Origin of the sequence: Saccharomonospora azurea NA-128 (genome assembly GCF_000231055.2) — a bacterium.
In the GTDB taxonomy this organism is placed as follows: domain Bacteria; phylum Actinomycetota; class Actinomycetes; order Mycobacteriales; family Pseudonocardiaceae; genus Saccharomonospora; species Saccharomonospora azurea.
On record NZ_CM001466.1, the window covers coordinates 4,252,080 to 4,277,159 of the forward strand.

The following is a 25,080-nucleotide window of genomic DNA, read 5'->3' on the forward strand; positions in this document are numbered from 1 at the left end:
TTATGAATGCGACACCGCAGCAGTCCCCGCCTGTGTCGGACGGGGAGCAGAACGTTGAGGTCGACGACTTGGCCGCCAAGCTCGTCGCGTTCGTCAGGCTTCGCAGTCCCCGGGTGCACCGTGCGCTCGCAGTGACGCTCGGTGTCCTCGCGGTCGTGTGCCTGTTGGCCACCGTGACCCGGGCTTCGGCGGCACCACTGCTGCCACTGGCCGGGCTGGCCGTCGCGGGAGTGGCCGCGTGGCGGGTGCGGACAGCGGCGACCGACCGGCAACTTCTGGTGCAGGTCACGGTGTTCGGTTGTGCTGTGGCTGTGGCGTTGTGGTCGATGTCCTTCGTGGCGCGCAACCTCGTCTAGCAGGTTTACGAAACTCTTTGTCCGGGATAACCCATTCGAGTTATCGCTGTGAAGGCAAGGGGTCTTGGTGGTGTCAGAGCTCCACGGGATGGAAAGGGCGTTCTCCCACCAGGCGCTTCTCTACCGGGATGAACATGATTACCAGGCCGGTACCGTCCCGTTCGTGCTCGATGGCCTTGCTCGGGAAGAGCCGGTGGCCGTCGCAGTCCCCGAGAGACAGCGCCGCATTCTCCTGAGCGCGTTGGGGCCGCTCGCGCAGCACGTCCGATTCGTCGAGATGGAGGCGGCCGGCCGCAATCCGGGGCGTCTGCTTCCGACGGTGCTTCAGGCTTTCGTCGACGAGCATGCCGGGCAGCCGTGCCGCATCCTCGGCGAGCCCGTGTGGCGTGGCCGATCGGAGGCCGAGTACCCGGCGTGTGTGCAGCACGAGGCCTTGGTGAACCTGGCATTCGAGGGTTCGTCGGCGAACATCCTGTGCCCGTACGACGTCGCGACGCTCGGGTCCGGGGTTGTGGAGGACATCGAGGCCACGCATCCGACGATCCTCGACACCGAGGGGAGCGCGGTGCGGCGGAGTCCGCGGTTCGCGCCGGTCGAGGCGTACCAGCGCTACAACGAGCCGTTGTTCGCACCGCCCGAGGCCTTCGTCATTCCGTTCGACCTCGACACGCTGTCGAAGGCACGCCGTGCCGCGACCGAGTTCGCGGCACGGTCCGGGGTCGCGCGGGAGCGTCTCGACGATCTCGCGTTGGCGGTGGGCGAGGTGTGCGCGAACAGCGTCCAGCACGGCGGCGGCCGTGGTGAGCTCGCGGTGTGGAGCAAGGACGACGGAGTGGTGTGCCAGGTTTCCGACGGTGGCAAGTTGGCGGATCTGCTGGCGGGCCGGCGGCGCGCGTCGATCCACCAGGACGGCGGTCGTGGTCTGTTCCTCGTGCATCAGGTCGCCGACCTGATCCGTACCCACGTCAGCGACGACGGGTTGACGACGCACATCCACCTCGACCGCAGCTGAGGTCCGCGTCAGGCGGGACGGCGGGGGCGGGGTGGGGCGTGCCGCCCGAGGAACCGCAGCAGTCCGGGCACCGTGGTGCGGAAGTACTTGTTGTTGTGGCCACCCGGATCGACGTCCGCGACTTCCGGCGTGGCTCTGCGGATGAACGCGCGCACTCCGTCGATGAAGGGGTCGTCGCTGCCGCACCAGATGCCCGTCGGGACGTCGCGAAGAGCGTCCACGTTGGCCAGCGGGTCCATGGACCGCCACTGGGCTCGGCTCTGCCAGACCCTGCGAGCGCGCATCTTGTGCCAGGGCATCAGCGCGGGCGCGAGGGCCGCGACGGCCGACACCGACTGTCGACGTTCCGACCGGCGTCGCGCGTAGAGCAGGGCGCCGAAACCGCCCATCGACGTCCCGGCCACCGCGAAGGGGCGTCCCTGAGCGTCACCCAGACCGTGTTCCCGCAGCCAGGCCGGAACCTCTTCCAGCAGCATGGCCATGGGGTCGTCCCCGCGGTCGTGTTCGTGCCAGTAGGTGCTGCCGCCGTCCACGGCGACGAAGCCGAACGGGGGAGTCCGGCCGGAGCTGACGGCCTTCCCCAGCGCGGACGTGAGCCCCGGGGGGCCGGTCCGCCGGGCGGCGCCGCCGCGACCGTGGAGCAGCAGGACCATCGGCAGTCCGGGCCACGGCAGTTGCCGGGGCAGCTTGTAGACCACGTCGACGTGCTGGTGCCGGTGTCGGGAGTAGCGGCGCTCGACGACGACCGCGCCGTCGAGGAACGTCGACTGGGCGGTCGACGAGGCGACGCACAGCGACGTCATGCCGAGCGTGGCCACACCCGTGGTCCCGAGCAGGGCGGTGCGCCTGCTGACGCGCCGCTGTCGACCGTTCGTGAGCGGCGCGTCCTCGTCAGCGGATGGTGTTGCGCTCTCGGAGCCCACGTCCGTCCTTATGCGATTCCGTTGCCGGTGTACAGGTTCATGCTTTTCCCCCGCAGGAAACCGACCAGCGTCATGCCGTGGTCCTCGGCCAGTTCGACGGCCAGCGAGGACGGAGCGGACACCGCGGCGACGAGGGAGATACCCGCCATCGCCGCCTTTTGAACCAACTCGAACGAGGCACGTCCGGACAGCAGGAGACCGAGGTCGTGCGCGGGAACCCGGCCTTGCTGCAGGGCCCACCCGAGCACCTTGTCCACGGCGTTGTGCCTGCCGACGTCCTCACGCACCGCGAGCAGGGTGCCGTCCGAGGTGAACAGCCCCGCACCGTGCAGCCCGCCGGTGGTGGCGAACACCCGTTGCCGGGCGCGTAGCGCGTCGGGCAACGCGACGAGCACGTCGGCGGAGACCGTGAACGGTGTGCCCGTCGGAGGGAAGCGGGTCTTGAGCCGCACTGCCTCCAGGGCGGCCTTGCCGCAGACTCCGCAGGACGACGTGGTGTAGAAGTTGCGCTGCACACCGACGTCGGGCATCGGGACTCCGTCGGCGAGCGTCACGTCGAGCACGTTGTAGGTGTTGCGTCCCGTGTCGTCCACACCGTCGCAGTAGCGGGCCAGGACGACGTCCTCGCGGTTCGAGACGACGCCCTCCGACAGCAGGAAGCCGTGGGCGAGTTCGACGTCGTGACCCGGCGTGCGCATCGTGACCGCCAGCGCGGTGCCCGAGACGCGGAGCTCCAGCGGTTCCTCGCCGGCGAGGGTGTCGGTGCGGCGCCGCTCTCCCTGGGGAGTCACCCGGCGAACAGGTCTGCGGACGGTGACTCGGCCCATCGGGCACCACTCCTCGCGTTACGTCCCCTGTGGCGGTCGACTCCTCTCCATGATGGGGTCTCGCGGGCGTGGTTCGCATGGGTGAATACGCACGTAAGCGCACGGTGCTCCGTGGCGTGTCGCAGGCGTGATTCGTTCATGGCACCCACCGTCGGCGCCGGATGTCCGCGTGCCGTCTTACGCGTGTCACAACTGTGCGACGACGCGAGCTCCGGCAGATGAGCGACGAGGCGCTCGCGACGTCCTGACCGCCGCGCGGGCGTGACGGTGAGAGCCGGTGAGAAGTGCGGCGAGGACCTTCGTAGACTTACTCATCGTGACGGAAACCGCAGCCAGAACCCCCGACCTGCCCAACGCCTGGAACCCGGCCGACGACGAGGCCGTCCTCTACCAGCGCTGGGTATCGGCTGGCTACTTCGAGGCCGACGCGGCGTCGGACAAGCCACCGTTCAGCATCGTGCTCCCTCCGCCCAACGTCACGGGCAGCCTGCACATGGGGCATGCGTTGAACCACACGCTCATGGACGCCATGAGCCGCCGTCGGCGGATGCAGGGCTACGAGGTGCTGTGGCTTCCGGGCATGGACCACGCGGGCATCGCGACGCAGAACGTCGTGGAGCGCGAGCTGGGCAAGGAAGGGCTCTCGCGGCACGACCTGGGCCGTGAGCGGTTCGTCGAGCGCGTCTGGGAGTGGAAGGCCGAGTACGGCGGCAAGATCCTCGACCAGATGAAGCGGCTCGGTGACGGCGTCGACTGGTCGCGCGAGCGCTTCACGATGGACGAGAACCTGTCGCGCGCCGTCCAGACGATGTTCAAGCGGCTCTACGACGACGGCCTGGTGTACCGCGCCGAGCGGATCATCAACTGGTGCCCGCGCTGCATGACGGCGCTGTCGGACATCGAGGTCGACCACTCCGACGACGACGGCGAGCTCGTCTCGATCCGCTACGGCGAGGGCGACGCCTCGATCGTCGTGGCGACCACGCGCGCCGAGACGATGCTGGGTGACACCGCGGTGGCGGTGCACCCCGACGACGAGCGCTATGCGCACCTCGTGGGTACCGAGGTGGAGCTGCCGCTGACCGGACGTCGGATCCCGATCGTCGCCGACACCCACGTCGATCCGGAGTTCGGCACAGGTGCGGTGAAGGTGACGCCCGCGCACGACCCCAACGACTTCGAGATCGGCAGGCGGCACGACCTGCCCATGCCGACGATCATGGACGAGCGTGGCGTGATCACCGCGCACGGGCCGTTCGAGGGCATGGACCGGTTCGAGGCGCGCCCCGCGATCGTGGCGGCGTTGCGGGAGCAGGGCCGCATCGTGTCGGAGAAGCGGCCGTACGTGCACGCGGTGGGGCACTGCTCGCGCTGCGACACCGTGGTGGAGCCGCGCCTGTCGCTGCAGTGGTGGGTCAAGGTCGAGCCGCTGGCCAAGGCCGCGGGCGACGCCGTGCGCGACGGCCGCGTGAAGGTCCACCCGCCGGAGCTGGCGAAGCGCTACTTCGACTGGGTCGACGACATGCACGACTGGACGATCTCGCGCCAGTTGTGGTGGGGACACCGCATCCCGGTCTGGTACGGCCCGAACGGCGAGACGGTGTGCGTCGGTCCGGACGAGCAGCCGCCCACCGGCGAGGGCTGGACGCAGGACCCCGACGTGCTCGACACGTGGTTCTCGTCGGGCCTGTGGCCGATGTCGACGATGGGCTGGCCGGAAGAGACGGCCGACCTGGCGAAGTTCTATCCGACCAGCGTGCTGTCGACCGGCTACGACATCCTGTTCTTCTGGGTCGCCCGCATGATGATGCTCGGTCTCTACGGCATGCGGGACAACGGGCCGGAGCGCGCGATCCCGTTCGAGCACATCTACCTGCACGGGCTCATCCGCGACGCGAACGGCAAGAAGATGTCGAAGTCGCGGGGCAACGTGATCGACCCGCTCGACTGGATGGACCGCTTCGGTGCGGACGCCACCCGCTTCACCCTCGCGCGCGGAGCGAACCCGGGCGCGGACATGGCGCTGGCGGAGGAGTGGGCCGCGGGCTCGCGCAACTTCTGCACGAAGCTGTGGAACGCCACGCGCTTCGCGCTGTCCAACGGCGCCACCGTGGCGACACCGGTGCCCGAGGCGAGCGAGCTGACCGAGGCCGACCGCTGGATCCTCGGCAGGCTCTCCACCGTGGCGTCCGAAGTGGACACGCTGTTGGAGCAGTTCCAGTTCGCCAAGGCCACGAACGTGCTCTACCACTTCACGTGGGACGAGTTCTGCGACTGGTACCTGGAGCTGGCGAAGGTGCAGCTCTCGGGCGATCGCGCCGACGGCACGCGGGCCGTGCTGGGGCACGTGCTCGACGTCGTGCTGCGGCTGCTGCACCCGTTCACGCCGTTCATCACCGAGCGGTTGTGGACCACCCTCACCGGCGGCGAGTCGCTCGTGATCGCCGAATGGCCGGTGGGCGAGAAGTGGACGCGGCCGTCCGACCCCCACGCCGACGCGCGGATCGCGGACGTCCAGAAGCTCGTCACCGAGGTGCGGCGGTTCCGGTCCGACCAGGGCCTCAAGCCGGGCCAGCGCGTGACGACGCGGCTGGCCGGCGAGGGCTTCGACGCCATCGCCGGGCACGAGGACTCGGTGCGGGCGCTCGCGCGGCTGAACGAGCCCGGCGACGACTTCTCGGTGACGGCGTCGCTGGAGGTGTCGCTGTCGGGCGGCATGGCGACGGTGGAGGTCGACACCTCCGCTGCCATCGACGTCGCCGCCGAGCGCAAGCGGCTGGAGAAGGACCTCGCCGCCGCCCAGAAGGAGCTCAAGCAGACGGAGGGCAAGCTCGGCAACCAGTCCTTCCTGGACAAGGCGCCCGCCGAGGTGGTGGAGAAGATCCGCACCCGCCGCGACGTGGCCGCCGCCGACATCGAGCGCATCACGGCTCGGCTGGACCAGCTCGGTTCCTGAGGTCGTGGGTGGTGGCGGGCTCGCTCGTCACCACCCACGCTCGCCGAGGTGGTCGAGGATCACCTCGGCCACACCCTCCATGCCCCAGCGGTTGGGGTGGTAGTGCGCTGCGCCGATGGGGTTGAGGTGTTGGCCCTGGATCCAGGCGTGCTCGGAGCACGCGTCGTGCCCGAGGGACGCCGGGTAGGTGTCGATGAACGTCGTCGCGTCGTTGCCGGCCGCCGCCGTGGCGAGCGCGGCGTTGAGCGTCTCCTCGATGTCGTTCAGCCAGGCGTAGTCGCCGTCGGCGAACGGCAGGATGTCGGTGCACGTGCCTGTCGGGGGCGCGATGCGCGGGTAGCCGATCAGCAGGATCGTGGCTTCGGGTGAGCGCTCACGGACACCGTCGAGCACGGCCTCGACGTCCCGCCGGGTGTTCTGGATCGCCTCTGTCAGCGTGTCGACGCCGTCGACGGTGAAGTGCTCCTGGCACGGGTTTCCCGACGGGTCGGCGTCGCGGAGTCCGGGGCAGGTGCCGATGATGCTGCCGAAGACGCCGTAGTCGTTGCCGCCGATGCCGATGGTCACGAGGTCGGTGTCAGGCCTGAGGACGTCGAACTGCGGCCGGTGGTAGCCGAGGGTGATCTTCTGCCGCTCGGTCATGTCGCCGGTGTCGGCTCCCGCGCAGCTGGCGTCGGTGAGCACGGTGCGCCCGAGTCGGAGCGCGACGAGCGACGGGTAGTTCTGGGTCGAGCGCAGGCAGCCGAGCGGATCGAGTCGCTGCAGCGGGATGAGTGGTCCGGAGGTGTACGAGTCGCCGAGCGCCACGTAGTGCGTCCAGCCGCGGGTCTGCTGCGACCGGTGTGTGCTGGTCCGGTCCGCGGATTCCGATGCGGCGGCCGTGGTGGTGATGCTCGACGCGAGTCCGCAGAGCACCGCGACGAGCACGGACACGGCGGCGGCGAGGCTCCGGCGGCTGCGCATGGGTTAGTTCTATCTGCTCGCCGCGGGCAGTGGATCTTCCGAATGGGTGAGTTTGGCGAAACGTGATCAACCATCGTTGGGTGCACTGTGCGCGTGCTTAGGTGTTGCAAGTCATAACTTTTGTTTGACATACGCAAAAGATCGACACTATTGTGCCCAGTCATGACTGTGACTGGCCTCACCGAGGGCGCGCCGGTTGTCCAGATGCGTGGGATCACCAAGCAATTCCTGGGCAACACGGTGCTCCGTGGTGTGGACCTCGACCTGTACCCGGGCGAGGTGCACGCGCTGGTGGGCGAGAACGGCGCGGGCAAGTCCACGCTGATGAAGATCCTGGCCGGCGTCCAGCCCGCCGACGAGGGAACCGTCGAGCTCGACGGCAACCCCGTGACGTTCGCCTCGCCTCGGCAGGCGCAGGCCTCCGGCATCTCGATCGTCCACCAGGAACTGAACCTGCTCGGGGACCGCACGGTGGCCGAGAACGTCTTCCTGGGCTCGGAACCCGTCCGCCGCGGGATCGTCGACCGGCGCCGGATGGAGGCGGACACCGCCGCGTTGCTGGACGACCTCGGTGCTGTGGGGATCTCGCCGCGGGACCCCGTCCGGTTGCTGTCCGTGGCCCAGCGTCAGGTCGTGGAGATCGTGAAGGCGCTGTCGAGCGACGTGCGCGTGCTCGCGATGGACGAGCCCACGGCGGCGTTGGCCGACAACGAGGTCGAGCTGCTGTACGGGCTCGTGCGGCGGCTGTGCGACCGCGGCATCGCGATCCTCTATGTGTCGCACCGGCTGGTGGAGGTCTTCGACCTCAGCCACCGCATCACCGTGCTCAAGGACGGCGCGCTGGTGACCTCGCAGCCGAGGAGCGAGTTGACCAGTGACGAGCTCGTGCGGCACATGGTCGGTCGTTCGCTGGAGGCCCTCTTCCCGGAGCGTGCCACCGAGGACGAGGTCGGCGACATCCGCCTGCGCCTCTCGGGCTGTGGCAACGAGCGGCTGTCCGACATCGACCTGAGTGTGCGGGCCGGCGAGATCGTCGGCTTGGCGGGTCTGCAGGGCGCGGGACGGTCGGCGGTGGCCCGGGCGGTGTGCGGCGTCGAGCCGTTCCGCATCGGCACGCTCGAGGTGGACGGTGAGGCCGTGCGGGTTTCCTCACCGCGCAAGGCAGTCCGGCTCGGCATCGCGCACGTGACCGAGGACCGCAAGGGCGAGGGGCTGGCGCTGCGGCAGTCGGTGCGTGACAACGCGCTGCTGGTGCGCCGGGCGGCGTTCGCCCGCAAGTCGAGGGGACGGCCGATCGCGGAGCTGTTGACGTCGGTGGCGGTCGTCGCGCGTTCGCCCGACCAGGAGGTGCGGTTTTTGTCCGGCGGGAACCAGCAGAAGGTCGTGCTCGCGAAGTGGTTGGCGGTCGAGCCGCGTGTGCTCATCGTCGACGAGCCGACGCGCGGCATCGACGTCGGGGCGAAGCAGGCCGTGTACGAGCTGCTCCGCGGCCTCGCCCGGGACGGCGTCGCGATTCTCATGATCTCGTCCGAGCTGCCCGAGTTGATCGGCATGAGTGACCGGGTGCTTGTGATGCACGACGGGCGGATCGCGGGCGAACTGCCCGCGGGTCCGACGGAGGAGGCGGTGATGAGGCTGGCTACGGGCCACGCTGTGGAGACCAAGGAGGCCGTGTGAGCGAGGATTGTGTCCGCTCAGTGAGGCCGACCGCACGACGCGAGGAGGCCCCGTGAGTGTCGTCGCGGCGCCGCCCGCCACCAGACGTCCCGAGTGGACTCGCCAGCTCACGAATCCCGTCGTCGCCGTCTACGCGGCGCTGGTGCTGGTGCTGATCGTCGGGAGTGTGCTCGTCGGCCTGCGGGGCGGGGTGCTGCTCGACCAGGGCGGCATCATGAACATCCTGACGCGGAGCACCGCGCTCGGTCTCGTCGCGATCGGCCAGACGATGGTGATCCTGACCGGCAAGCTGGATCTGTCGGTGGCCTACGTCGTCGGTCTCTGCTCGTTGATCGCGGCGGAGACGATGGCGGGCAACGACTCGATGGTGCTGCCCGTCGTGCTGCTGACGCTGGCCTGTGCGGCCGGGGTGGGGCTGGTCAACGGCTTGGTGGTCACGAAGCTGAAGGTCAACGCGTTCATCGCGACGTTGGGCATGGGGCTGGTGATCCGGGGATACCTGGAGCACAACTACGAGGGCCCGGCCGGTGACGTGCCGAGGGTCTTCCAGCATCTGGGCTACGACCGGATCGGTCCGGTGCCCATCGCGGCGTTGCTGATGGTGGGGCTCGCGGTGCTCGCGTGGTGGTTCCTGGGGCGGACGCGGCCCGGCTACCACGTGTACGCCGTGGGTGGCGACGAGGAGGTCGCCCGCTTCTCCGGCATCCGCAACGACCGCACGGTGATCATGGTGCACGTCCTGTGCGCGGTGGCCGCCGGACTCGCGGGGCTGTTCCTGGCGAGCAGGCTCGGCTCCGGCGCCCCGTGGGTGGGCACCGACGGAGGTTACGACCTGGAGTCCATTGCGGCGGTGGTGCTCGGCGGCACGATCCTGGCCGGTGGGCGCGGTGGTGTCGCCGGCACGATCGGTGGCGTCTTCATCCTGGCCACTCTCGACACGGTCTTCGACGACCTCGGCATGAACTCGTTCTTCAAGGACGTGGTGCGGGGCGCGGTGCTGATCGTGGCCGTCGCGTTGTACGCCCGGCGCAGGAGGGCCGCCCGATGACGCTGACCGACACTCCGCCGACTCGCCGCCTGCCGCGGCCGCAGCTCACCGACGGCACCGGTCCGGTGCTGGCGGTGCTGGCGATCCTGCTGGTGGCGCTGGCCTTCGTCGGCCCCGCCTACAGCGATCCGTCGGGTTACCTGGCGCTGTTGAAGCGGGCGGCGCCGCTGATGATCCTCGCGATCGGACAGTACTTCGTCATCGTCAGCGGTGGTTTCGACCTGTCGGTGGGCTCGCTGGTCACCGCGGAGGTCGTGATCGCCGCACGACTTCTGGACGGCGACGAGTCCGCGACGCTGTGGGTGATCCTGCTGTTGCTCGTGCTCGGTGCGCTCGTGGGGTTGGTCAACGGCCTCATCACGACGCGCCTGCTGGTGCCGTCGTTCATCGTCACGCTCGGCATGTTGCTGGTGCTCGACGGCGCGGTGTTCCTCTGGACCGGCGGCGCGCCCCGGGGTTCGCTGACGGACGCGTTCCGCACGGTGGGCCGCGAGGGCTTCGAGGTGCCGCTGCTGGGGCAGGTGCCGTGGTCGGTGCTGCTGCTCGCGGCGATCGTGGTCGCCGCGGTGCTGTTCATGCGCGGTGGCCGCGGCCGCACGCTCGTGGCGGTGGGGGACAACGAGACCGCGGTGCGGCTCGGCGGCGGGAGCGTCGAGGGGATGCGCACGCTGGCGTTCGTGCTGTCGGGTGTGTCGGCGGCCGTCGCGGCGATTCTGCTCGGCGGTTTCGCCGGGGTGTCGGCACAGGTGGGGGAGGGACTGGAGTTCCAGGTCATCACCGCAGTGGTGCTCGGTGGTGTCGTGCTCGGAGGTGGACGCGGGTCCGTCGTCGCCGCGATGGCGGGTGCGCTCACGTTGGAAGCCCTGTTCTCCCTGCTCAACCTCCTCGGCGTGTCCGGGGGACTGGAGTCGGCGGTACAGGGCGTCATCATCATCGCCGCCGTGGCCTACGCGGCGCTGGGGCGGTCGAAGTTCCGGAGAAGGAGAACGACATGAGAAAGACCTGGCTGACCGTCGTCGCGGCGGTCGGTGCGCTCGCGTTGGCGAGCTGTACCAGCGAACTTCCCGCCGACACCGGGTCCGGGGACGCGTCGGCGCCGGCCTCGTCGAAGTCGAACGAGTTCTTCGACGAGGCCGAGTACGAGCGGCAGCTCGCGCTCCGGGACGCCACCCCCGAAGGGCCCGAGGGCAAACCGTGGGAGCAGGCGCTCGAACCGGAGATGGTCGACACCTCCGACTACGCCAAGGACGGCTCCTACCACCTGTGCTTCTCGAACGCGTCCGTGGACAACCCCTGGCGGCAGGTCGGGTGGAAGACCATGCAGGCCGAGGTCGACCTCCACGACGAGATCGAGAAGTTCACCGTGCTGGACGCGGAGGCCAAGGACGACAAGCAGATCAGTGACATCGCGTCGCTGACGTCGCAGGGCTGTGACGCGCTGATCGTCTCGCCGAACACCACGTCGACGCTCACCCCGGCCGTGGAGCAGGCGTGCGGCACCGGCATCCCGGTGATCGTGTTCGACCGTGGCGTGAACACCGACTGCCCGGTGACCTTCATCCACCCCATCGGCGGCTACGCGTTCGGCGCGTCGGCGGCGGACTTCCTGTCCGACGAGGTCGGTGAGGGCGGCAAGGTGCTCGCTCTGCGGGTGCTGCCGGGCGTGGACGTGCTGGAGCACCGCTGGGCCGCGGCCGAGCGGATCTTCGCCGAGCGCGGCGTGGACGTCGTGGGCGTCGAGTTCACCGAGAACGACACGGCCGGCGCCAAGAACATCGTGAGCGACTACCTCCAGCGGGAGGGACAGATCGACGGTATCTGGATGGACGACGGCACGGCGGCCGTCGCGGTGCTGGAGGCGTTCGAGGACCAGGGCATGGAGGCCCCGGCCATCTCGGGTGAGGACCAGCAGCAGTTCCTCGAGAAGTGGAAGGCCGAGGGGCTCACCGCGCAGGCTCCGACCTACCCCACCTACCAGTGGCGCACGCCGGTCATCGCGGCGCTGAAGGTCCTCAAGGGCGAGGAGGTGCCGGGCGAGTGGATCCTGCCGCAGCCGGTCGTCACCTCGGAGACCGTCGACGAGTACCTCACCGAGGGCATGCCGCCGCTGCACTACGCGCTGTGCGGGTGCCAGAAGATGCCCGACTTCCCGCAGCACTGGAAGTGACGAGGAGCCACGAGTGTCCATTGTGCATCCCGTCGGGGTGAACACCTGGGTCTGGACCTCACCGTTGGACGACGCCGCCCTGCGCGATCGCATCCCCGTGATCGCGCGGGCGGGGTTCGACGTCGCCGAGCTGCCCGTGGAGAACCTCGGCGACTGGGATCCCGCCGAGGCGGCTCGGTTGCTGCAGGACCACGGGCTCGACGCGTCACTCGTGCTCGTCATGCCTCCGGGGCGGGAGCTGGTGCGGGCGGATCGGGACACCGTCTGCGCCACCCAGGACTACCTGCGCCGGTGTCTCGACATCGCGGCCTCGCTCGGGGCGCCTGCGCTCAGCGGACCCGCCTACGCCTCCGTGGGGCGCACGTGGCGGATGACCGAGCGGGAACGCGCCGAGTGCGTCCGCGAGTGGCGGGACAACGTCGCACCGGTCCTGGAGCACGCCGCCGACGTCGGGGTGAAGCTCGGGGTCGAACCGCTCAACCGGTACGAGACCAGCCTGTTCAACACCGTCGACCAGACGTTGCGGGCGATGTCCGGCCTGCCCGCGTGCGGGGTGGCGCTGGATGTCTACCACCAGAACATCGAGGAACGCGACGTCGCGGCCGCCATCCGTTCGGCGTACGGGCGGATCGCGCACGTGCAGGTGTGCGCCAACGACCGCGGCACCCCGGGCCGCGACCACTTCGACTGGCCCGAGCTGCTCGCCGCGATCGGCGACGCGGGCTACACGGGGCCGCTCTGTATCGAGTCCTTCACCGCCCACAACGACAGCATCGCCACGGCCGCCTCGATCTGGCGCCCGCTCGCCACGAGCCAGGACGCCCTGGCGGTCGACGGTCTCGCCTTTCTCAAGGAGGTGATGTTCGACCAACCGACCGGACCCTGACCGTCGACGGCGCCGGCACGCCGTGATCACTCATTTCCCGCACACCGTGAGGATTTCATGAGTAGACGCAAGAGACTGTTGTCGCGCATCGGCGCCACGGCGCTGGGTGGCGTGCTCGCCGTCGGAGCACTCCCGGCGGGTGTCGCTACGGCCCAGGAGGCCGAGTTCCACGCGCTGCTGTTCACCAAGACCGAGGGCTACCGGCACGACTCGATCCCGGCGGGGATCGAGATGTTCGAGAATCTCGCCGAAGAGAACGACTTCACGTTCGACCACACCGAGGACTCCAGTGTCTTCAACGACACCGACCTCGGCCAGTACGACGTGATCATCATGTTCCAGACCTCCGGCATGGTCTGGGAGAACGACGCGCAACGCGAGGCGATGCAGAACTACGTGGAGAGCGGCGGGGGCATCGCCGCCATCCACAACGCCACGGACATGGGCATCGAGAACGACTTCCCGTACTGGGACGACCTCGTGAACGCGGGCGCCCACATGCCGTCGCACTCGCCGGGCGTGCTCGACGGGACGGCGAAGGTGACCGACCACCAGCACCCGTCGACGGAGGGACTTCCGGCGAACTGGGACCGCGCCGAGGAGTGGTACAACTTCGACAAGAGCATGCGCGGCGAGGTGCACGTGCTCGTGTCGGCGGACGAGTCGACCTACGATCCCGGCCCCGACGCGATGGGCGCCGACCACCCGATCTCGTGGTGCCGCGACGTGGGACTCGCCCGGGTCTGGGCCACCGCCATGGGGCACGACACGGCGGCCTACAGCGAGGACCTGTTCGTCCAGCACATCCTGGGCGGAGTGCGTACCGCGGCCCGCACCGTGGAGGCGGACTGCTCGGCCACCGTCGACAGCGCCTTCGAGAAGGTCGGCCTGGACACCAACACGCAGGCGCCGACCGCGATGGACATCACCCCCGACGGCCGCGTGTTCTACACCGAGATCCTCGGCCGCGTGATGATGTACGACCCGGAGACCGGCAGCACCTCGACGGCCCTGGACCTTCCCGTCTACTCCGGCGGTGAGGACGGCCTCGTGGGATTGACGGTCGACCCGGACTTCGCCGACAACGGCTGGGTCTACCTCTACTACTCGCCGCCCGGCGACGAGGAGATCAACCGGGTCTCGCGGTTCACGGTCGAGGGCGACACGATCTCGCTCGACAGCGAGGTGCCGATCCTCGACATCCCCGCGTCGCGTCGGGCAGAGCCCGGCCACACCGGCGGCTACCTGACGTTCGGCCCGGACGGCAACCTCTACATCGGCGTCGGTGACGACACGAACCCCTTCGAGTCGGGCGGCTACTCGCCGATCGACGAGCGGGAAGGGCGGGACCTGTTCGACGCGCAGAAGACCTCGGCCAACACCAACGACCTGCGCGGCAAGATCCTCCGCATCACGCCGAAGGCCGACGGCGGCTACACCGTTCCCGAGGGCAACATGTTCGAGCCCGGAACGGAGAAGACACGGCCCGAGATCTACGCCATGGGCTTCCGCAACCCGTTCCGGTTCACGGTGGACGTCGACGGCACGATCTACATGGCCGACTACGGCCCGGACGCGGGTTCGGCCGACCCGAACCGCGGGCCGGACGGCAAGGTCGAGTGGAACATCGTGAAGGAGCCGGGCTTCTACGGCTGGCCCTACTGCATCGGCAACAACATCCCGTACAACGACTACGACTTCGCCACGGGCACCTCCGGAGAGAAGTTCGACTGCGCGAACCCGGTGAACGACTCGCCGAACAACACGGGGCTCACCGAGCTGCCGGCCGCGCAGGAGGCCGACGTCTGGTACGGCTACGGCGAGTCGGAGAAGTTCCCGATCCTGGAGACGGGTGGGGCCGCCCCGATGGGTGGTCCGGTGTACCGGTACGACCCCGACCTCGACTCGGAGATCAAGTTCCCCGAGTACTACGACGGCAAGCCCTTCTTCTACGAATGGGCGCGCAACAAGATCTACACGATCACGCTCGACGAGCAGGGCGGCGTGGTGAACCTCGACCCATGGCTCACCAGCCAGCAGACGCTCGCCCCGATGGACATGCGCTTCGGTCCGGACGGCGCGCTCTACCTGCTGGAATGGGGCGGCGGCTACGGTCGCGACAACCCGGACTCGGGTCTGTACCGCATCGAGTACAACCAGGGCAACCGCAGGCCGGTCGTCACGGTGAGCGCCGACCCGACCTCGGGACACGCGCCGATGGAGGTGTCGTTCAGCAGCGAAGGCTCCTACGACCCCGAGGAGACGGAGCTCTCCTACTCGTGGAACTTCGGTGACGGCAACACCTCCACCGAGCCCAACCCCACGCACACCTACGCCGAGAACGGGCAGTACAACGTCCAGCTCACGGTGACGGACGCGACGGGCAAGTCCGGTGTCGGGAACGTGACGGTGACGGTGGGCAACACCGCTCCGTCCGTGACGGTGAAGGCGCCCGTCGACGGCGGGTTCTTCGAGTTCGGCGACCAGGTCGCCTTCGACGTCGACGTCACCGACCCCGAGGACGGGGAGATCGACTGCGGTGAGGTCGTCGTCCAGCCCGCGCTGGGCCACGACGCGCACGCGCACCCGATGGACCCGATCAACGCCTGCGAGGGCACGATCGAGACCATCGTCGACGACGGGCACGCCGGGGCGAACATCTTCTACTCCGTCGACGCCAGCTACACCGACCACGGTGGCGACGGCGCGCCCGCGCTCACCGGCCGTGACACGGTGGTGCTCCAGCCCAAGCACAAGCAGGCCGAGTACTTCACGTCCTCCGAAGGCATTCGCATCGTGAACCAGGAGGGTGCGGAGAACGGCAAGCGGATCGGCGACATCGACGACGGCGACTGGATCGCCTTCACACCGGTCAACTTCGCGGGAATCGACGAGGTGTCGCTGCGCGCGTCGGCTCCGGACGGCGCCGGTGGTTCGGTCGAGCTGCGTGCGGGTGCGGTGGACGGCCCGCTCGTCGCCGAAGTGGAGGTGCCCTCCACGGGCGGCTGGGACGAGTACGTGGAACTCCCGCCGGTCGCCGTCACGGACCCGGGTGAGACGACCGAGCTGTTCGTCGTCTTCCGGGGCGGCACGAGCCCGTTCGACCTCGACTCGCTGACGTTCATCGGCGACGGCGTGGCGCAGGTCGACAAGGACGGCCCGGCCGTCACGGTGTCCGGTGTGGAGGACGGCGCGTCGTACGGTGACTCCGGTTCGGTCACGGTCGGCTTCGAGGCCACCGACGACGGCACCGGGGTGTCCTCGCTGGAAGCGACGCTCGATGGCGAGGCCGTGGAGAACGGGGCCGAGATCCCGCTCTACACACTCGACCTCGGGGCGCACGAGTTGGTGGTCACGGCCACCGACAAGGCGGGCAACACGACCGAGCAGAAGGTCACCTTCACGGTGACGACGTCCAGTGAGGACCTGCGAGCACTGGTCGATCGCTTCGCCGGCGAGGAGCGCCTCGGCGCGAAGACCGCGAAGGAGCTGAAGCTCAAGCTCGCCGTCGCCGACGGGCTCAAGCGGTTCAACGCCGTCGCGGCCTCGGTGGTCCTGCACACCTTCGTCGACAGCGTGGACAGGAAGGTGTCCGACGAGGAGGTGGCAAGCGTACTGATCCGGGATGCACGGGCGCTGATCGAACAGTGGCGCGCGTGACGGACCGGTTGTAGACGCGGGTGCGGATGCCGGGCCGCCCCGCCTGGGCCGGCGTCGGACGGCAAGCCATGCCGTTCGGCGCCGGCTTCTTCACGCCCGGCGGTAGGTGAGGAGGTAGCGCCAGAACGGCAGCACGCGCACCCGGCTGCCGGGCAACAGCCGGGCGGCTTCGCGGCGGACGTCGTTCAGCGACATGTCCCAGTCTCCGACCGGGGCCCGCGGCACGGGGTCTTCGCCGCCGCCGAGCCGGTCGGCGACGGACACGACGGCGTTCGCGAGCAGGTTGACCGGGACGGAGGTATGCCAGATCACCCGGTCGCGCAGCGTGCTGGGGTGCGCGAGACCCAACACGGCGAGCACGCCGCCCGGGGCGAGCGCCTCCCGCAGCGTCGTCACGGTCGCGAACGGCATGTGGTGCAGCGACGCGACGCACGTGATCAGGTCGTAGTGCCGCGATGGCAGCGGTCGCGTGGTGACGTCGGCGTGCCGGTAGACGACGGAGCCGGGGCCCGGCGAGCCCAGCGCCTCGGCCACCGCCACGACGTCCTCCGCCGTGTCGACCGCCTCCACGGCGAGGCCCCGTGCGGCGAGCCTGCGGGCGAGCCTGCCCGTGCCGCAGCCCACGTCCAGCGCACGCCGAGCCCGCGGAGGAGCGAGCCGCAGCAACAGCGGGTGATAGCAGTCGTTGTGGTCGAAGGGCACGCGGTCACGGTATCGGCGCCGGACGTAGACTCGGGTGGCATCACCGCGAGTTGTGAGGAGAGTGCGTGCCGTCCGACGACCAGGAGTTTCCTCCCGAGCTGACCGAAGGGGAGAACTTCGTCGCCGGTCCGTTGCCGGACGACGAGACCGACGCAGAACCGGTGGACGAGGCCGCGATCGACGCGGAGGCCCGCCGGGAACTTCTGGCTGTGGAGGCCGAGCTCAACTCCCGCTGGCCCGAGACCAAGATCGAACCGTCGCTGACGCGGATCTCCACGCTGGCGAACCTGCTCGGTGACCCGCAGCGGTCGTACCCGGTGATCCACGTCGCGGGCACCAACGGCAAGAGCTCCACGGCGCGCATGATCGAGGCGCTGCTCACCCGTCTGGGACTGCGCGTGGGCCGCTACACGAGCCCGCACCTGCAACTGGTGACCGAGCGCATCAGCATCGACGGCGCACCGATCAGCGCCGAGACCTACGTCAACACCTACCGCGACATCCAGCCCTTCATGTCGATGGTGGACAGCGCGGCGGGCGACGAGGAGCCGAGGCTGAGCAAGTTCGAGGTGCTCACCGGCATGGCCTTCGCCGCGTTCGCCGACGCTCCCGTCGAGGTCGCCGTGCTGGAGACCGGCCTGGGTGGTCGGTGGGACGCCACCAACATCGCCGACGCGCAGATCTCGGTGCTCACTCCGGTGGGCTACGACCACATGGAGTACCTCGGTGCGGACCTGCACTCGATCGCCGCGGAGAAGGCCGGGATCATCAAGCCCAACGGCGTCGCGATCGTGGCCGAGCAGGAGCCCGACGCCGAGCGCGCGCTGCTCGAACGCGCCGTCGAGGTGGACGCCACCGTGGCCAGGGCGGGCAGCGAGTTCGGCGTGTTGAGCCGCGACATCGCCGTCGGCGGGCAGCTGCTGAACCTCCAGGGCCTCGGCGGTGTGTACGACGAGATCTTCCTGCCCCTGCACGGCCTGCACCAGGCGAAGAACGCCGCACTGGCGCTCGCCGCCGTCGAGGCGTTCTTCGGCGCGGGCAAGGAGCGCAAGCTCGTGGTGGACGTGGTGCGCGAGGCGTTCGCGTCGGTCGAGACGCCGGGCAGGCTCGAACGGGTCAAGTCGGCACCGACCGTGTTGCTCGACGCGGCGCACAACCCCCACGGCGCGGCCGCGCTGGCGAGCACGCTCGACGAGGAGTTCGCCTTCCGCCGGCTTGCGGCCGTGGTCGGTGTCATGGCCGACAAGGACGCCGCCGGCATCCTGGAGGCGCTCGAACCCGTGGTCGACGAGATCGTGGTGAGCCGCAACTCGTCGCCGCGTGCCATGCCGGTCGACGAGCTCGCGACGCTGGCCGTGTCGGTCTTCGGGGAGGAGCGGGTCACCGTGGAACCCCGGCTCGACACGGCCATCGAAACCGCGGTCACGCTCGTCGAGCAGCCGGAGGACCCGGAGGAACCGGTGTCCGGCGGCGGTGTGCTCGTCACGGGGTCCGTGGTCACCGCCGGAGAAGCCCGCACGTTGTTCGGCAAGGAGCCCGCATGAGTGAGTCAGCCTCGTCCGGCGCGCAGCCGGCACCGGAAACACCCGCGCCGCCCGCGAAGGACCCGATGAAGGGATTCCGCGGGGTGCAGGCCGGGACTCTGGTCCTGGAGGCCATCGTCGTCGGGCTCGCCCTGCCGGTTGTCGCGCAACTCGGCGACGGCTTGAGCAGTGTCCAGGGGTGGACCGTGGGCGGTATCGCGGTGGCGCTGCTCGTGTGCGCCGGGCTGCTGCGGTTCCCGTGGTCGATCTGGGTCATCCTCGCGCTGAACGTGGCTTTGATCGCGTTCGTCGTCACCCTGCCCTGGGTGACGGTGATCGGCGTGCTCTTCCTCGCGGTGTGGCTCTGGCTGATGTGGCTGCGCCGCGACGTCGCCCGCCGCATGGCGGCGGGCCGACTGCCCGGCCAACAGGCGACCGCCCAGGACGACCAACCGTCCACCTGAACCGTGTCCGCGGTCTGCGCACGCGTGTCCGCACTTCCCGCACTCGTGTCCGCGGTCTACGCACGCGTGTCCGCAGTTCCCGTACGGGCAGTCAGCGCGGGTTCTCCCGGCCGCGCACGATCCCGTGCCAGGTGGCCAACAGCAGTGTGACCACGAGACCGACCCCGGAGAACAGGACCACCGCGGCGGGGGCGTTCGCGGGCGTGTCGGTCCGGCTCCCGCCCTGCTCGCACCGCACCTCGATACCGGCGCCGAAGCGAAGCTCGGCGGTGCCGTCGCAGGCGCTCATGAGCTCCACGAACCCGAGCAGTCCGGCGAGCAGGCAGGCGAGCAACGCCGCGCACGCCCACACGCTGAGCAGCAGCGCCGAGACGCGGCGTTCGCCACCCCGTCCGCGTGACGTGGGTGGGACACCAGCACGGTCGAACGGCGGTGGGGGCGGAGTGTCCGAGTGGAACGTGTACTGGCGTGCTCCCTCGTGTGCCCCGCGGTCGCCGTCAGCCGCGGACCCCGAACCCGTCGAAGAACTCATCGTCGCCGGGCCTTTCCTCCCGCCGCGACTCCTGCGGCGGGCGCGTCGTCGACTCCACGTGAGCCCGCAGCCTGGGTGCGTTCTCCAGCTCGCTCGCCAGCGAGGCGAGGTCGAAGTCGAGCAGCGTCGCGGCCTTCGCCGCGGCGGCGTACGCGCTGTTGATCTCGTCGGTCAGCCACTGCTCGTCACCGTCGCGCACGGTCCCCGGCGCGATGTGCACCCGCTTCTGCCTGCCGAGCATGTCGACCCACACGGTGACGACACCACTGCGGGACTCCCCTTTGAACTCGCTGAACAGTGCCTGCTCGGGATTCTGCCGGATCCGCCGCAACCTGTCCTTCATCGCCTGGATGTCGTCCGGACTGGTCATGGTGCCTCCCAGGTCGTCACGGGGTGGCCTTGTCGGCCGACGTCATGGTTTCCTGCGCCTCGGTCCCGGCCGCTTGGAGCGCGTCGATCTTCGCCTGGTTGTTGCTGTGGATGGTCCACCAGATGGACACCGCGCCGACGAGGATGCTCAGGATCCCGATGACGAGTCCGACCACGGCGCCGACGCCCGTCCATCCGGCCGAGATCTCGACGATCAGCGCGACGACGACGCCGATGATCGACAGGGCGAGTCCGATCAGGGCGAGGATGTCGGCGACGCTGCGCCCGAACACCTGGTCCCAGGCGTCCGCGATCTCCTCGAGAGCCTGACCGACGTCGGCCGACGGTTTCCGCATGCTGTCGAGTGCTTTCTTGGTCTTCTCGATCCGCAGTGCGTAGGCGTTCTTTCCGTCGCCGGTCCACGCCGACGATTCCCGTATCGCTTCGTCGAGTTTCGCGACGCACGCGTCGAACTTGGTGCCGATGAGGTCGTTGCCTTCCTCGCCGCCGGTTCCCCACACGTCTTCGGCCACGGTGCGCAATCGATCCGTGCTGATGTCCCGGACGAGTCGCAGAGTGTTCTCGACCGACGGCAGGTCTTCGCCGTGTTCCCGCAGGAACGAGTCCACTTCACGCGCATCCGAGAGAAGGCCGTCGTCGATCACGTCCTCGAGAGCCATGGGCGGTCACTCCTCAGTCCGGGTCGTGTGTGCGGACCCACTCCGCGACCTCGTCCTCGGTCACCTGGTACTCGACACCGGCCTTGGCCACGCCTTCGGCGGTGTTCTCGATGGTCGCGTGGGTGCGGTGGACGAATTCCTGCATGGCCTTGACGACCTGGGGATATTTCTGGTCGACGAATCTCGTGAGTTCGAGGACGGTCTCCTCGACGGTCTCCTCGACATTCTCGTACTGGCTCACGGACTGGGTCGTGAGGAACCCTTCGAGGCTCGCGCGTTCCTCGAAATCGGTGAGTCCGAGTTCGTCGCCGGCCGTGTGCAGGATGTTGTCGAGGCGGCTGATTTCGTCCGGGTCGAGGCCGTATCCGTCGGACATGGAGCCCCCAGGTCGATCACGAATCCGGGTACGCGGAACAGGTGCGGAAACTGTCCCAGCGCTCTCCGCTGGGTGTCAACGTCCAACCGGGGGAAGCCCGGAACGCGGTGTGCGGGATAGCGCCCGTTAGGCTGCGCACAACGGGTCGAATTCGACCCTTCCCATACCTGATCACCAAAGGAGAACCGCACCGTGAGTGAGCGCACGCTCGTCCTGGTCAAGCCCGACGGCGTCGAGCGCGGTCTCGTCGGCGAGGTCATCGCTCGGATCGAGCGCAAGGGCCTGCGGCTGGCTGCCATGGACCTGCGCACCGCCGAGCGTTCGGTGGCCGAGGAGCACTACGCCGAGCACAAGGACAAGCCGTTCTACGGCGACCTCCTCGACTTCATCACGTCCGGTCCGCTCGTCGCGATCGCGGTCGAGGGTCCGCGCGCGATCGCCGCGTTCCGTCAGCTGGCCGGTGGCACCGACCCGGTCGAGAAGGCCACGCCGGGCACCATCCGTGGTGACTACGCCCTGGAGACGCAGTACAACCTGGTGCACGGTTCGGACTCCCCGGAGTCGGCCGAGCGTGAGCTGAAGCTCTGGTTCCCCGACCTGTGACGACCGTGGCCGAGGTGACCGGGCGACGTCCCGGTCACCTCGGCCTGTCGTTCAGCCCGCCGTGACCGGACCCAGCCCGGCCTCGTCGAGCAGGGCCGCGATGGTGTGCGTCTCTTCGGCGTCGAGGGGCCCCAGCGGCGGGTTGGTGGCGGGGTGGGCGAGGACGCCGCGCACCGCGAGCGCGGCTTTGAACGCTCCGAGTGCGCCGGCCGTGAACCCGATGCGGGAGCGGTCGGCGACGGAGACGATGCGGAACAGTCTCGCGAGGCGGTCCTGCTCCCGCGCGGCCGTGCGGTGCTCACCGGCGCGCGCCGCCTGGTAGAGCCGGACGTAACCGTGCGGGTCCACGTTGCCGAGTCCCGGCACGATCCCCGCGGCTCCGACCTGCACGGCCGTGTCGGCGAACAGTTCCGAGCCGGTGAGGGCGGGAAGGTCGGTACGCCGGAGCACCTCGCGGAATGCGGCGAGGTCGCCGCTGGAGTCTTTGAGGGCCACCACGAGCTCCTCGGCGGCGAGCTCGGCGATGACGTCCGCGCTCAGACCCACGTGGACGGCGCTCGGGATGTCGTAGGCCACGACGGGTGCGTCCACGGCAGCGTGGACGTGCCGGAAGTGGTCGACGATCTCGGTGTCGTTCGGCTGCACGTAGAACGGGGCGGTGACGACCACCGCGTCGGCGCCCAGCGACGCCGCCTGTCGCGCGTGTTCGATCACTTTGCGCGTGCCCGTGTCGATTGCTCCGACGAGCACGGGGACGGCTCCCCCCACCGCGCCCACGACCACCTCGACCGCCGCGCGGCGTTGTGCCGTGTCGAGCAGGGCGATCTCCCCGCTGGACCCGCCGACGAACACGCCGTGCACACCGGCGTCGAGCTGGAACGACACGAGCCGTTCGAGGGAGGCGCGGTCGACGTCCCCGTGCTCGTCGAGTGGGGTCACGAGCGGGGGGACGACGCCGTGGAGACGTCGGGCGGAGTCAGGAGCCACTGCTTGTCTTCCTTTCCGGTGTGGACAGTGCGGGAGCGTCGTTCGGCACCCGCAGCGCGCGGCCGATCCGTGCGGGGATGTCCAGGCCGATGATGAGGGCCACGACGACGGTGAGCGACACGGCGAGCGTGGTCAGTGCCGAGCCGAGGCTGCCGAAGTCCTCGGCGATCGCCGCGCCCGCCAGCGGTGCGACGGCGCCGCCGAGCGCGCCGACGTTGTAGGAGAACCCGAGTCCCGCGGCACGCAACCGGGTGGGGAAGTGGTCGCCGATGAACTTCGGGAGCAGGCCGGAGATGCCCTGGCTCGTGGCTTGCATCGCGAAGAGCAGCACCCACAGCAGCACCACGTTGTCCGCGGGCAGGGCGAACGCGGGGAACACGAACGCGAGCGACACGAACAGTCCGAGCACGTAGGCGCGGCGGGTGCCGAGCTTGTCGCCCACCATGCCCGCGAGGCACGACCCGGCCGCGTAGCCGAGCCCGGCCCAGGTCAGGGCGGTGGACACCTGTCCAGGGTCGTAGCCGAGCTCGGTCTTGAGGTACGTCGGCAGCAGCGACTGGATCGGCCACGAGTAGAGGAACGCGCAGAAGACCGTCACCATGATGGCGATCATGACCGGCCACAGACGGCCCGCGAGCTGCACCGCGAACGCCACGAAACACAGCACGCTGAGCCCGACGAGGTACGGGGTGGCCGCGCCGCCGAGCCGGCTGAAGATCAGCACCAGGGCCGCGGACAGCACCAGTGCCAGCGCGGTGTTGGGGATGCGGCGCTTCGCCGCGAACAGCACCGAGGACGTCGTCGTCCCGGCACGCCTGCCGACCTGCTCCTCCCATTCCGCTGCCTCGGGCAGGGACCGGCGCAGGTACAGCGTGAGGGCGATCGGCACGATGCCCGCGTAGAACAGCCAGCGCCAACCGCCGACGGGCACGATGAGCTCGTAGGCGAGCGCGGCGAGGACGGTGCCGATCGGGTAGGCGGAGAGCAGGAATCCGGTGGCGCGGTTGCGCATGGACGTCGGCCAGGACTCCATGACGTAGGTGGCGCTGGCTCCGTACTCGCCGGCCATGCCGATGCCGACGATCGCGCGGAACAGGAACAGCGACCAGTAGTCCCAGGCGAAGCCGCACAGGGCGCTGCCGACCGAGAAGGCGATGATGGCCAGGATCATGGCGGGCTTGCGGCCGTACCGGTCGCCGATCGCTCCGAGCGCGAGGCCGCCGAGCCAGCGCGACACGAACGCGGCGGAGACGAGTGTCGCCGCCTTCGTCAGCGAGAGCTCGAAGTCGGTGGCGATCTCGGTGAGCACCAGGGTGATGAGGATGAAGTCGAACCCGTCGAGCAGGTAGCCCAGCCAGGCGGCGAGGAACGCTTTGCGTTGGGGTCCGCTGAGTTGCCGGAACGAGCTGGGGGTGTCGGGTGGCGTCGTTGCCATGACCTGAACCTCCGGAGAAGCGAGGACATAGGATGTCCTATGTTGGCGGGTACGGTAGCCGCGGAGGAACGGTGACGGCAAGACCTGAAGCACGTGTGCCGGTTGTCGTGACGATGCGAGCGGTCCATGCGTGAACCTCTAGACTCGCGGGCTGTGACGACCTCGACGGCGGGTGGGCGCAGGCAGGGCGCGCGCGCCAACCAGAAGGCGCTCCAGGACGCGATCAAGCACCTGATCGTCGAGCGCGGACTCGCTCCGGGGGAGCCCCTGCCCACCGAGGTCGAGCTGATGAAGGAGCTCGACGTCAGCAGGCACCCGCTGCGGGAGGCGATGAAGGCGCTGGAGGCGGTCGGCATCGTCGACATCCGCCACGGCTACGGCACGTACGTCGGGTCGGTCCCGCTGACCGGCCTGGAGACGGGGCTGGCGTTTCGCGGTGCGCTGTCGCTGCGCGGCGACTACTCCGACATCCGCGACCTGCTGGAGGTCCGCGAGATCCTGGAGAGCGGGCTCGTGACCCGCCTGCTCGACGCCGACGACCGCCTCGACTTCGACTCGCTCACCGCCAGCGTCGAGGCCATGGAGCGGGAGGCGGAGCAGGGCCGGTACGCCCCGGAGGCGGACTGGCGGTTCCACGAGACCCTGTACCGGCCGCTGGGCAACGATCTCGTCCTCGACCTGCTGCGCGTGTTCTGGCGGGTGTTCAACACGCTCGACGCCGAGTTGCCGCGGGCGGACGACACCCCGCACCTGACGGCTCGCCGGCATCGAGCGATCCTGGAGGCCCTGCGTGCGGGGGACGAGGCCGCTCTCCGCGCCGCCGTCGACGAACACTTCCAGGGAATCCGGGCGCGGGTTCCCGATCGGGACCGCTCCGCCTGAGGAATTTGCGTTGACTTTCTGTCGGAGGTCTCTGGCAGGGTTGCCGACGTGT

Annotated in this window: 23 protein-coding genes; 13 read left to right on the forward strand and 10 right to left on the reverse strand. The window is 69.4% G+C overall.

Translation table 11 applies throughout. From position 1 onward, the window contains the following. The first annotated feature begins 2 nt into the window (after positions 1-2). Together SACAZDRAFT_RS19680 and SACAZDRAFT_RS19685 are read left to right on the forward strand one after the other, a co-directional pair. Entirely contained in the window at positions 3-356 is a 354-nt protein-coding gene (locus tag SACAZDRAFT_RS19680) for a hypothetical protein (protein WP_005444547.1), read from the forward strand. 88 nt (positions 357-444) lie between these two features. Then, the gene (locus SACAZDRAFT_RS19685; protein WP_005444548.1) at positions 445-1,368 is read left to right on the forward strand and encodes a sensor histidine kinase; all 924 of its coding nucleotides are present in this window, start codon (positions 445-447) and stop codon (positions 1,366-1,368) included. Positions 1,369-1,376: 8 nt separating this feature from the next. On the opposite strand, the gene SACAZDRAFT_RS19690 is transcribed toward SACAZDRAFT_RS19685, so the two are convergent. Together SACAZDRAFT_RS19690 and fdhD are read right to left on the reverse strand one after the other, a co-directional pair. After that, positions 1,377-2,291 (reverse strand): alpha/beta hydrolase, encoded by a 915-nt coding sequence (locus SACAZDRAFT_RS19690; protein WP_005444549.1) that lies wholly within the window; start codon positions 2,289-2,291, stop codon positions 1,377-1,379. A gap of 8 nt (positions 2,292-2,299) precedes the next feature. After that, positions 2,300-3,118: a formate dehydrogenase accessory sulfurtransferase FdhD gene (gene fdhD / locus SACAZDRAFT_RS19695; protein WP_005444551.1), complete on the reverse strand. Its 819-nt coding sequence runs from the start codon at positions 3,116-3,118 to the stop codon at positions 2,300-2,302. Positions 3,119-3,434: 316 nt separating this feature from the next. Between fdhD and SACAZDRAFT_RS19700 the strand changes: the two genes are divergently transcribed. Beyond that, complete coding sequence (locus SACAZDRAFT_RS19700) at positions 3,435-6,074, forward strand: valine--tRNA ligase (protein WP_040927827.1); 2,640 nt, start codon at positions 3,435-3,437, stop codon at positions 6,072-6,074. Positions 6,075-6,101: 27 nt separating this feature from the next. Here the strand turns inward: SACAZDRAFT_RS19700 and SACAZDRAFT_RS19705 are convergent, their stop codons facing one another. Beyond that, the gene (locus tag SACAZDRAFT_RS19705; protein ID WP_005444554.1) at positions 6,102-7,037 is read right to left on the reverse strand and encodes an SGNH/GDSL hydrolase family protein; all 936 of its coding nucleotides are present in this window, start codon (positions 7,035-7,037) and stop codon (positions 6,102-6,104) included. 162 nt (positions 7,038-7,199) lie between these two features. Here SACAZDRAFT_RS19705 and SACAZDRAFT_RS19710 point away from each other — a divergent pair, with 162 nt between their 5' ends. Genes SACAZDRAFT_RS19710 through SACAZDRAFT_RS19735 form a run of 6 tightly spaced genes read left to right on the forward strand, consistent with a single transcriptional unit; the run spans position 7,200 to position 16,475 of the window. Beyond that, on the forward strand, positions 7,200-8,714 hold the full coding sequence (locus SACAZDRAFT_RS19710) for a sugar ABC transporter ATP-binding protein (protein WP_005444556.1): 1,515 nt from the start codon (positions 7,200-7,202) through the stop codon (positions 8,712-8,714). 52 nt (positions 8,715-8,766) lie between these two features. Then, entirely contained in the window at positions 8,767-9,762 is a 996-nt protein-coding gene (locus tag SACAZDRAFT_RS19715) for an ABC transporter permease (RefSeq protein WP_005444557.1), read from the forward strand. Next, the gene (locus SACAZDRAFT_RS19720; RefSeq protein WP_005444558.1) at positions 9,759-10,757 is read left to right on the forward strand and encodes an ABC transporter permease; all 999 of its coding nucleotides are present in this window, start codon (positions 9,759-9,761) and stop codon (positions 10,755-10,757) included. Before SACAZDRAFT_RS19715 ends, SACAZDRAFT_RS19720 begins: the two co-directional genes overlap by 4 nt. Next, positions 10,754-11,929, forward strand: coding sequence for a substrate-binding domain-containing protein (locus SACAZDRAFT_RS19725; protein ID WP_005444560.1), 1,176 nt, complete (start codon positions 10,754-10,756; stop codon positions 11,927-11,929). Before SACAZDRAFT_RS19720 ends, SACAZDRAFT_RS19725 begins: the two co-directional genes overlap by 4 nt. A 13-nt stretch (positions 11,930-11,942) precedes the next feature. After that, positions 11,943-12,815 carry a sugar phosphate isomerase/epimerase family protein gene (locus SACAZDRAFT_RS19730; RefSeq protein WP_005444561.1) on the forward strand — a complete coding sequence of 291 codons (873 nt, stop codon included), beginning with the start codon at positions 11,943-11,945 and terminating at the stop codon, positions 12,813-12,815. Between the two features lie 57 nt (positions 12,816-12,872). After that, a complete protein-coding gene (locus SACAZDRAFT_RS19735; protein WP_005444562.1) occupies positions 12,873-16,475 on the forward strand; it encodes a ThuA domain-containing protein in 3,603 nt (1,200 codons plus the stop codon). A gap of 90 nt (positions 16,476-16,565) precedes the next feature. Here SACAZDRAFT_RS19735 and SACAZDRAFT_RS19740 read toward each other — a convergent pair whose 3' ends face one another. Next, positions 16,566-17,177, reverse strand: coding sequence for a class I SAM-dependent methyltransferase (locus SACAZDRAFT_RS19740; protein ID WP_005444563.1), 612 nt, complete (start codon positions 17,175-17,177; stop codon positions 16,566-16,568). Between the two features lie 65 nt (positions 17,178-17,242). Here SACAZDRAFT_RS19740 and folC point away from each other — a divergent pair, with 65 nt between their 5' ends. Further along, positions 17,243-18,721: a bifunctional tetrahydrofolate synthase/dihydrofolate synthase gene (gene folC, locus SACAZDRAFT_RS19745; RefSeq protein WP_005444564.1), complete on the forward strand. Its 1,479-nt coding sequence runs from the start codon at positions 17,243-17,245 to the stop codon at positions 18,719-18,721. Further along, complete coding sequence (locus tag SACAZDRAFT_RS19750) at positions 18,718-19,164, forward strand: DUF4233 domain-containing protein (protein WP_005444565.1); 447 nt, start codon at positions 18,718-18,720, stop codon at positions 19,162-19,164. The genes folC and SACAZDRAFT_RS19750 overlap by 4 nt, the downstream gene beginning before the upstream one ends. A 91-nt stretch (positions 19,165-19,255) precedes the next feature. Here SACAZDRAFT_RS19750 and SACAZDRAFT_RS19755 read toward each other — a convergent pair whose 3' ends face one another. From SACAZDRAFT_RS19755 to SACAZDRAFT_RS19770, 4 genes are read right to left on the reverse strand one after another with little or no spacing between them, the layout of a single operon-like run. After that, the gene (locus tag SACAZDRAFT_RS19755) at positions 19,256-19,696 is read right to left on the reverse strand and encodes a hypothetical protein (protein WP_005444566.1); all 441 of its coding nucleotides are present in this window, start codon (positions 19,694-19,696) and stop codon (positions 19,256-19,258) included. Next, positions 19,662-20,066, reverse strand: a complete 405-nt coding sequence (locus tag SACAZDRAFT_RS19760) for a YbaB/EbfC family nucleoid-associated protein (RefSeq protein WP_005444568.1) — start codon at positions 20,064-20,066, stop codon at positions 19,662-19,664. Before SACAZDRAFT_RS19760 ends, SACAZDRAFT_RS19755 begins: the two co-directional genes overlap by 35 nt. Before the next feature lie 16 nt (positions 20,067-20,082). Further along, on the reverse strand, positions 20,083-20,745 hold the full coding sequence (locus SACAZDRAFT_RS19765) for a hypothetical protein (protein WP_005444570.1): 663 nt from the start codon (positions 20,743-20,745) through the stop codon (positions 20,083-20,085). Positions 20,746-20,758: 13 nt separating this feature from the next. After that, positions 20,759-21,121, reverse strand: coding sequence for a hypothetical protein (locus tag SACAZDRAFT_RS19770; RefSeq protein ID WP_005444572.1), 363 nt, complete (start codon positions 21,119-21,121; stop codon positions 20,759-20,761). A gap of 192 nt (positions 21,122-21,313) precedes the next feature. Between SACAZDRAFT_RS19770 and ndk the strand changes: the two genes are divergently transcribed. Continuing rightward, the gene (ndk, locus tag SACAZDRAFT_RS19775) at positions 21,314-21,724 is read left to right on the forward strand and encodes a nucleoside-diphosphate kinase (protein WP_005444574.1); all 411 of its coding nucleotides are present in this window, start codon (positions 21,314-21,316) and stop codon (positions 21,722-21,724) included. 51 nt (positions 21,725-21,775) lie between these two features. Here ndk and SACAZDRAFT_RS19780 read toward each other — a convergent pair whose 3' ends face one another. Continuing rightward, positions 21,776-22,711 (reverse strand): dihydrodipicolinate synthase family protein, encoded by a 936-nt coding sequence (locus SACAZDRAFT_RS19780; protein ID WP_005444578.1) that lies wholly within the window; start codon positions 22,709-22,711, stop codon positions 21,776-21,778. Continuing rightward, positions 22,701-24,146 carry a sialate:H+ symport family MFS transporter gene (locus SACAZDRAFT_RS19785; protein ID WP_005444579.1) on the reverse strand — a complete coding sequence of 482 codons (1,446 nt, stop codon included), beginning with the start codon at positions 24,144-24,146 and terminating at the stop codon, positions 22,701-22,703. Before SACAZDRAFT_RS19785 ends, SACAZDRAFT_RS19780 begins: the two co-directional genes overlap by 11 nt. Before the next feature lie 153 nt (positions 24,147-24,299). On the opposite strand from SACAZDRAFT_RS19785, the gene SACAZDRAFT_RS19790 reads away from it, so the two are divergent. After that, positions 24,300-25,028, forward strand: a complete 729-nt coding sequence (locus SACAZDRAFT_RS19790; protein WP_232286303.1) for a FadR/GntR family transcriptional regulator — start codon at positions 24,300-24,302, stop codon at positions 25,026-25,028. Positions 25,029-25,080: the final 52 nt, after the last annotated feature.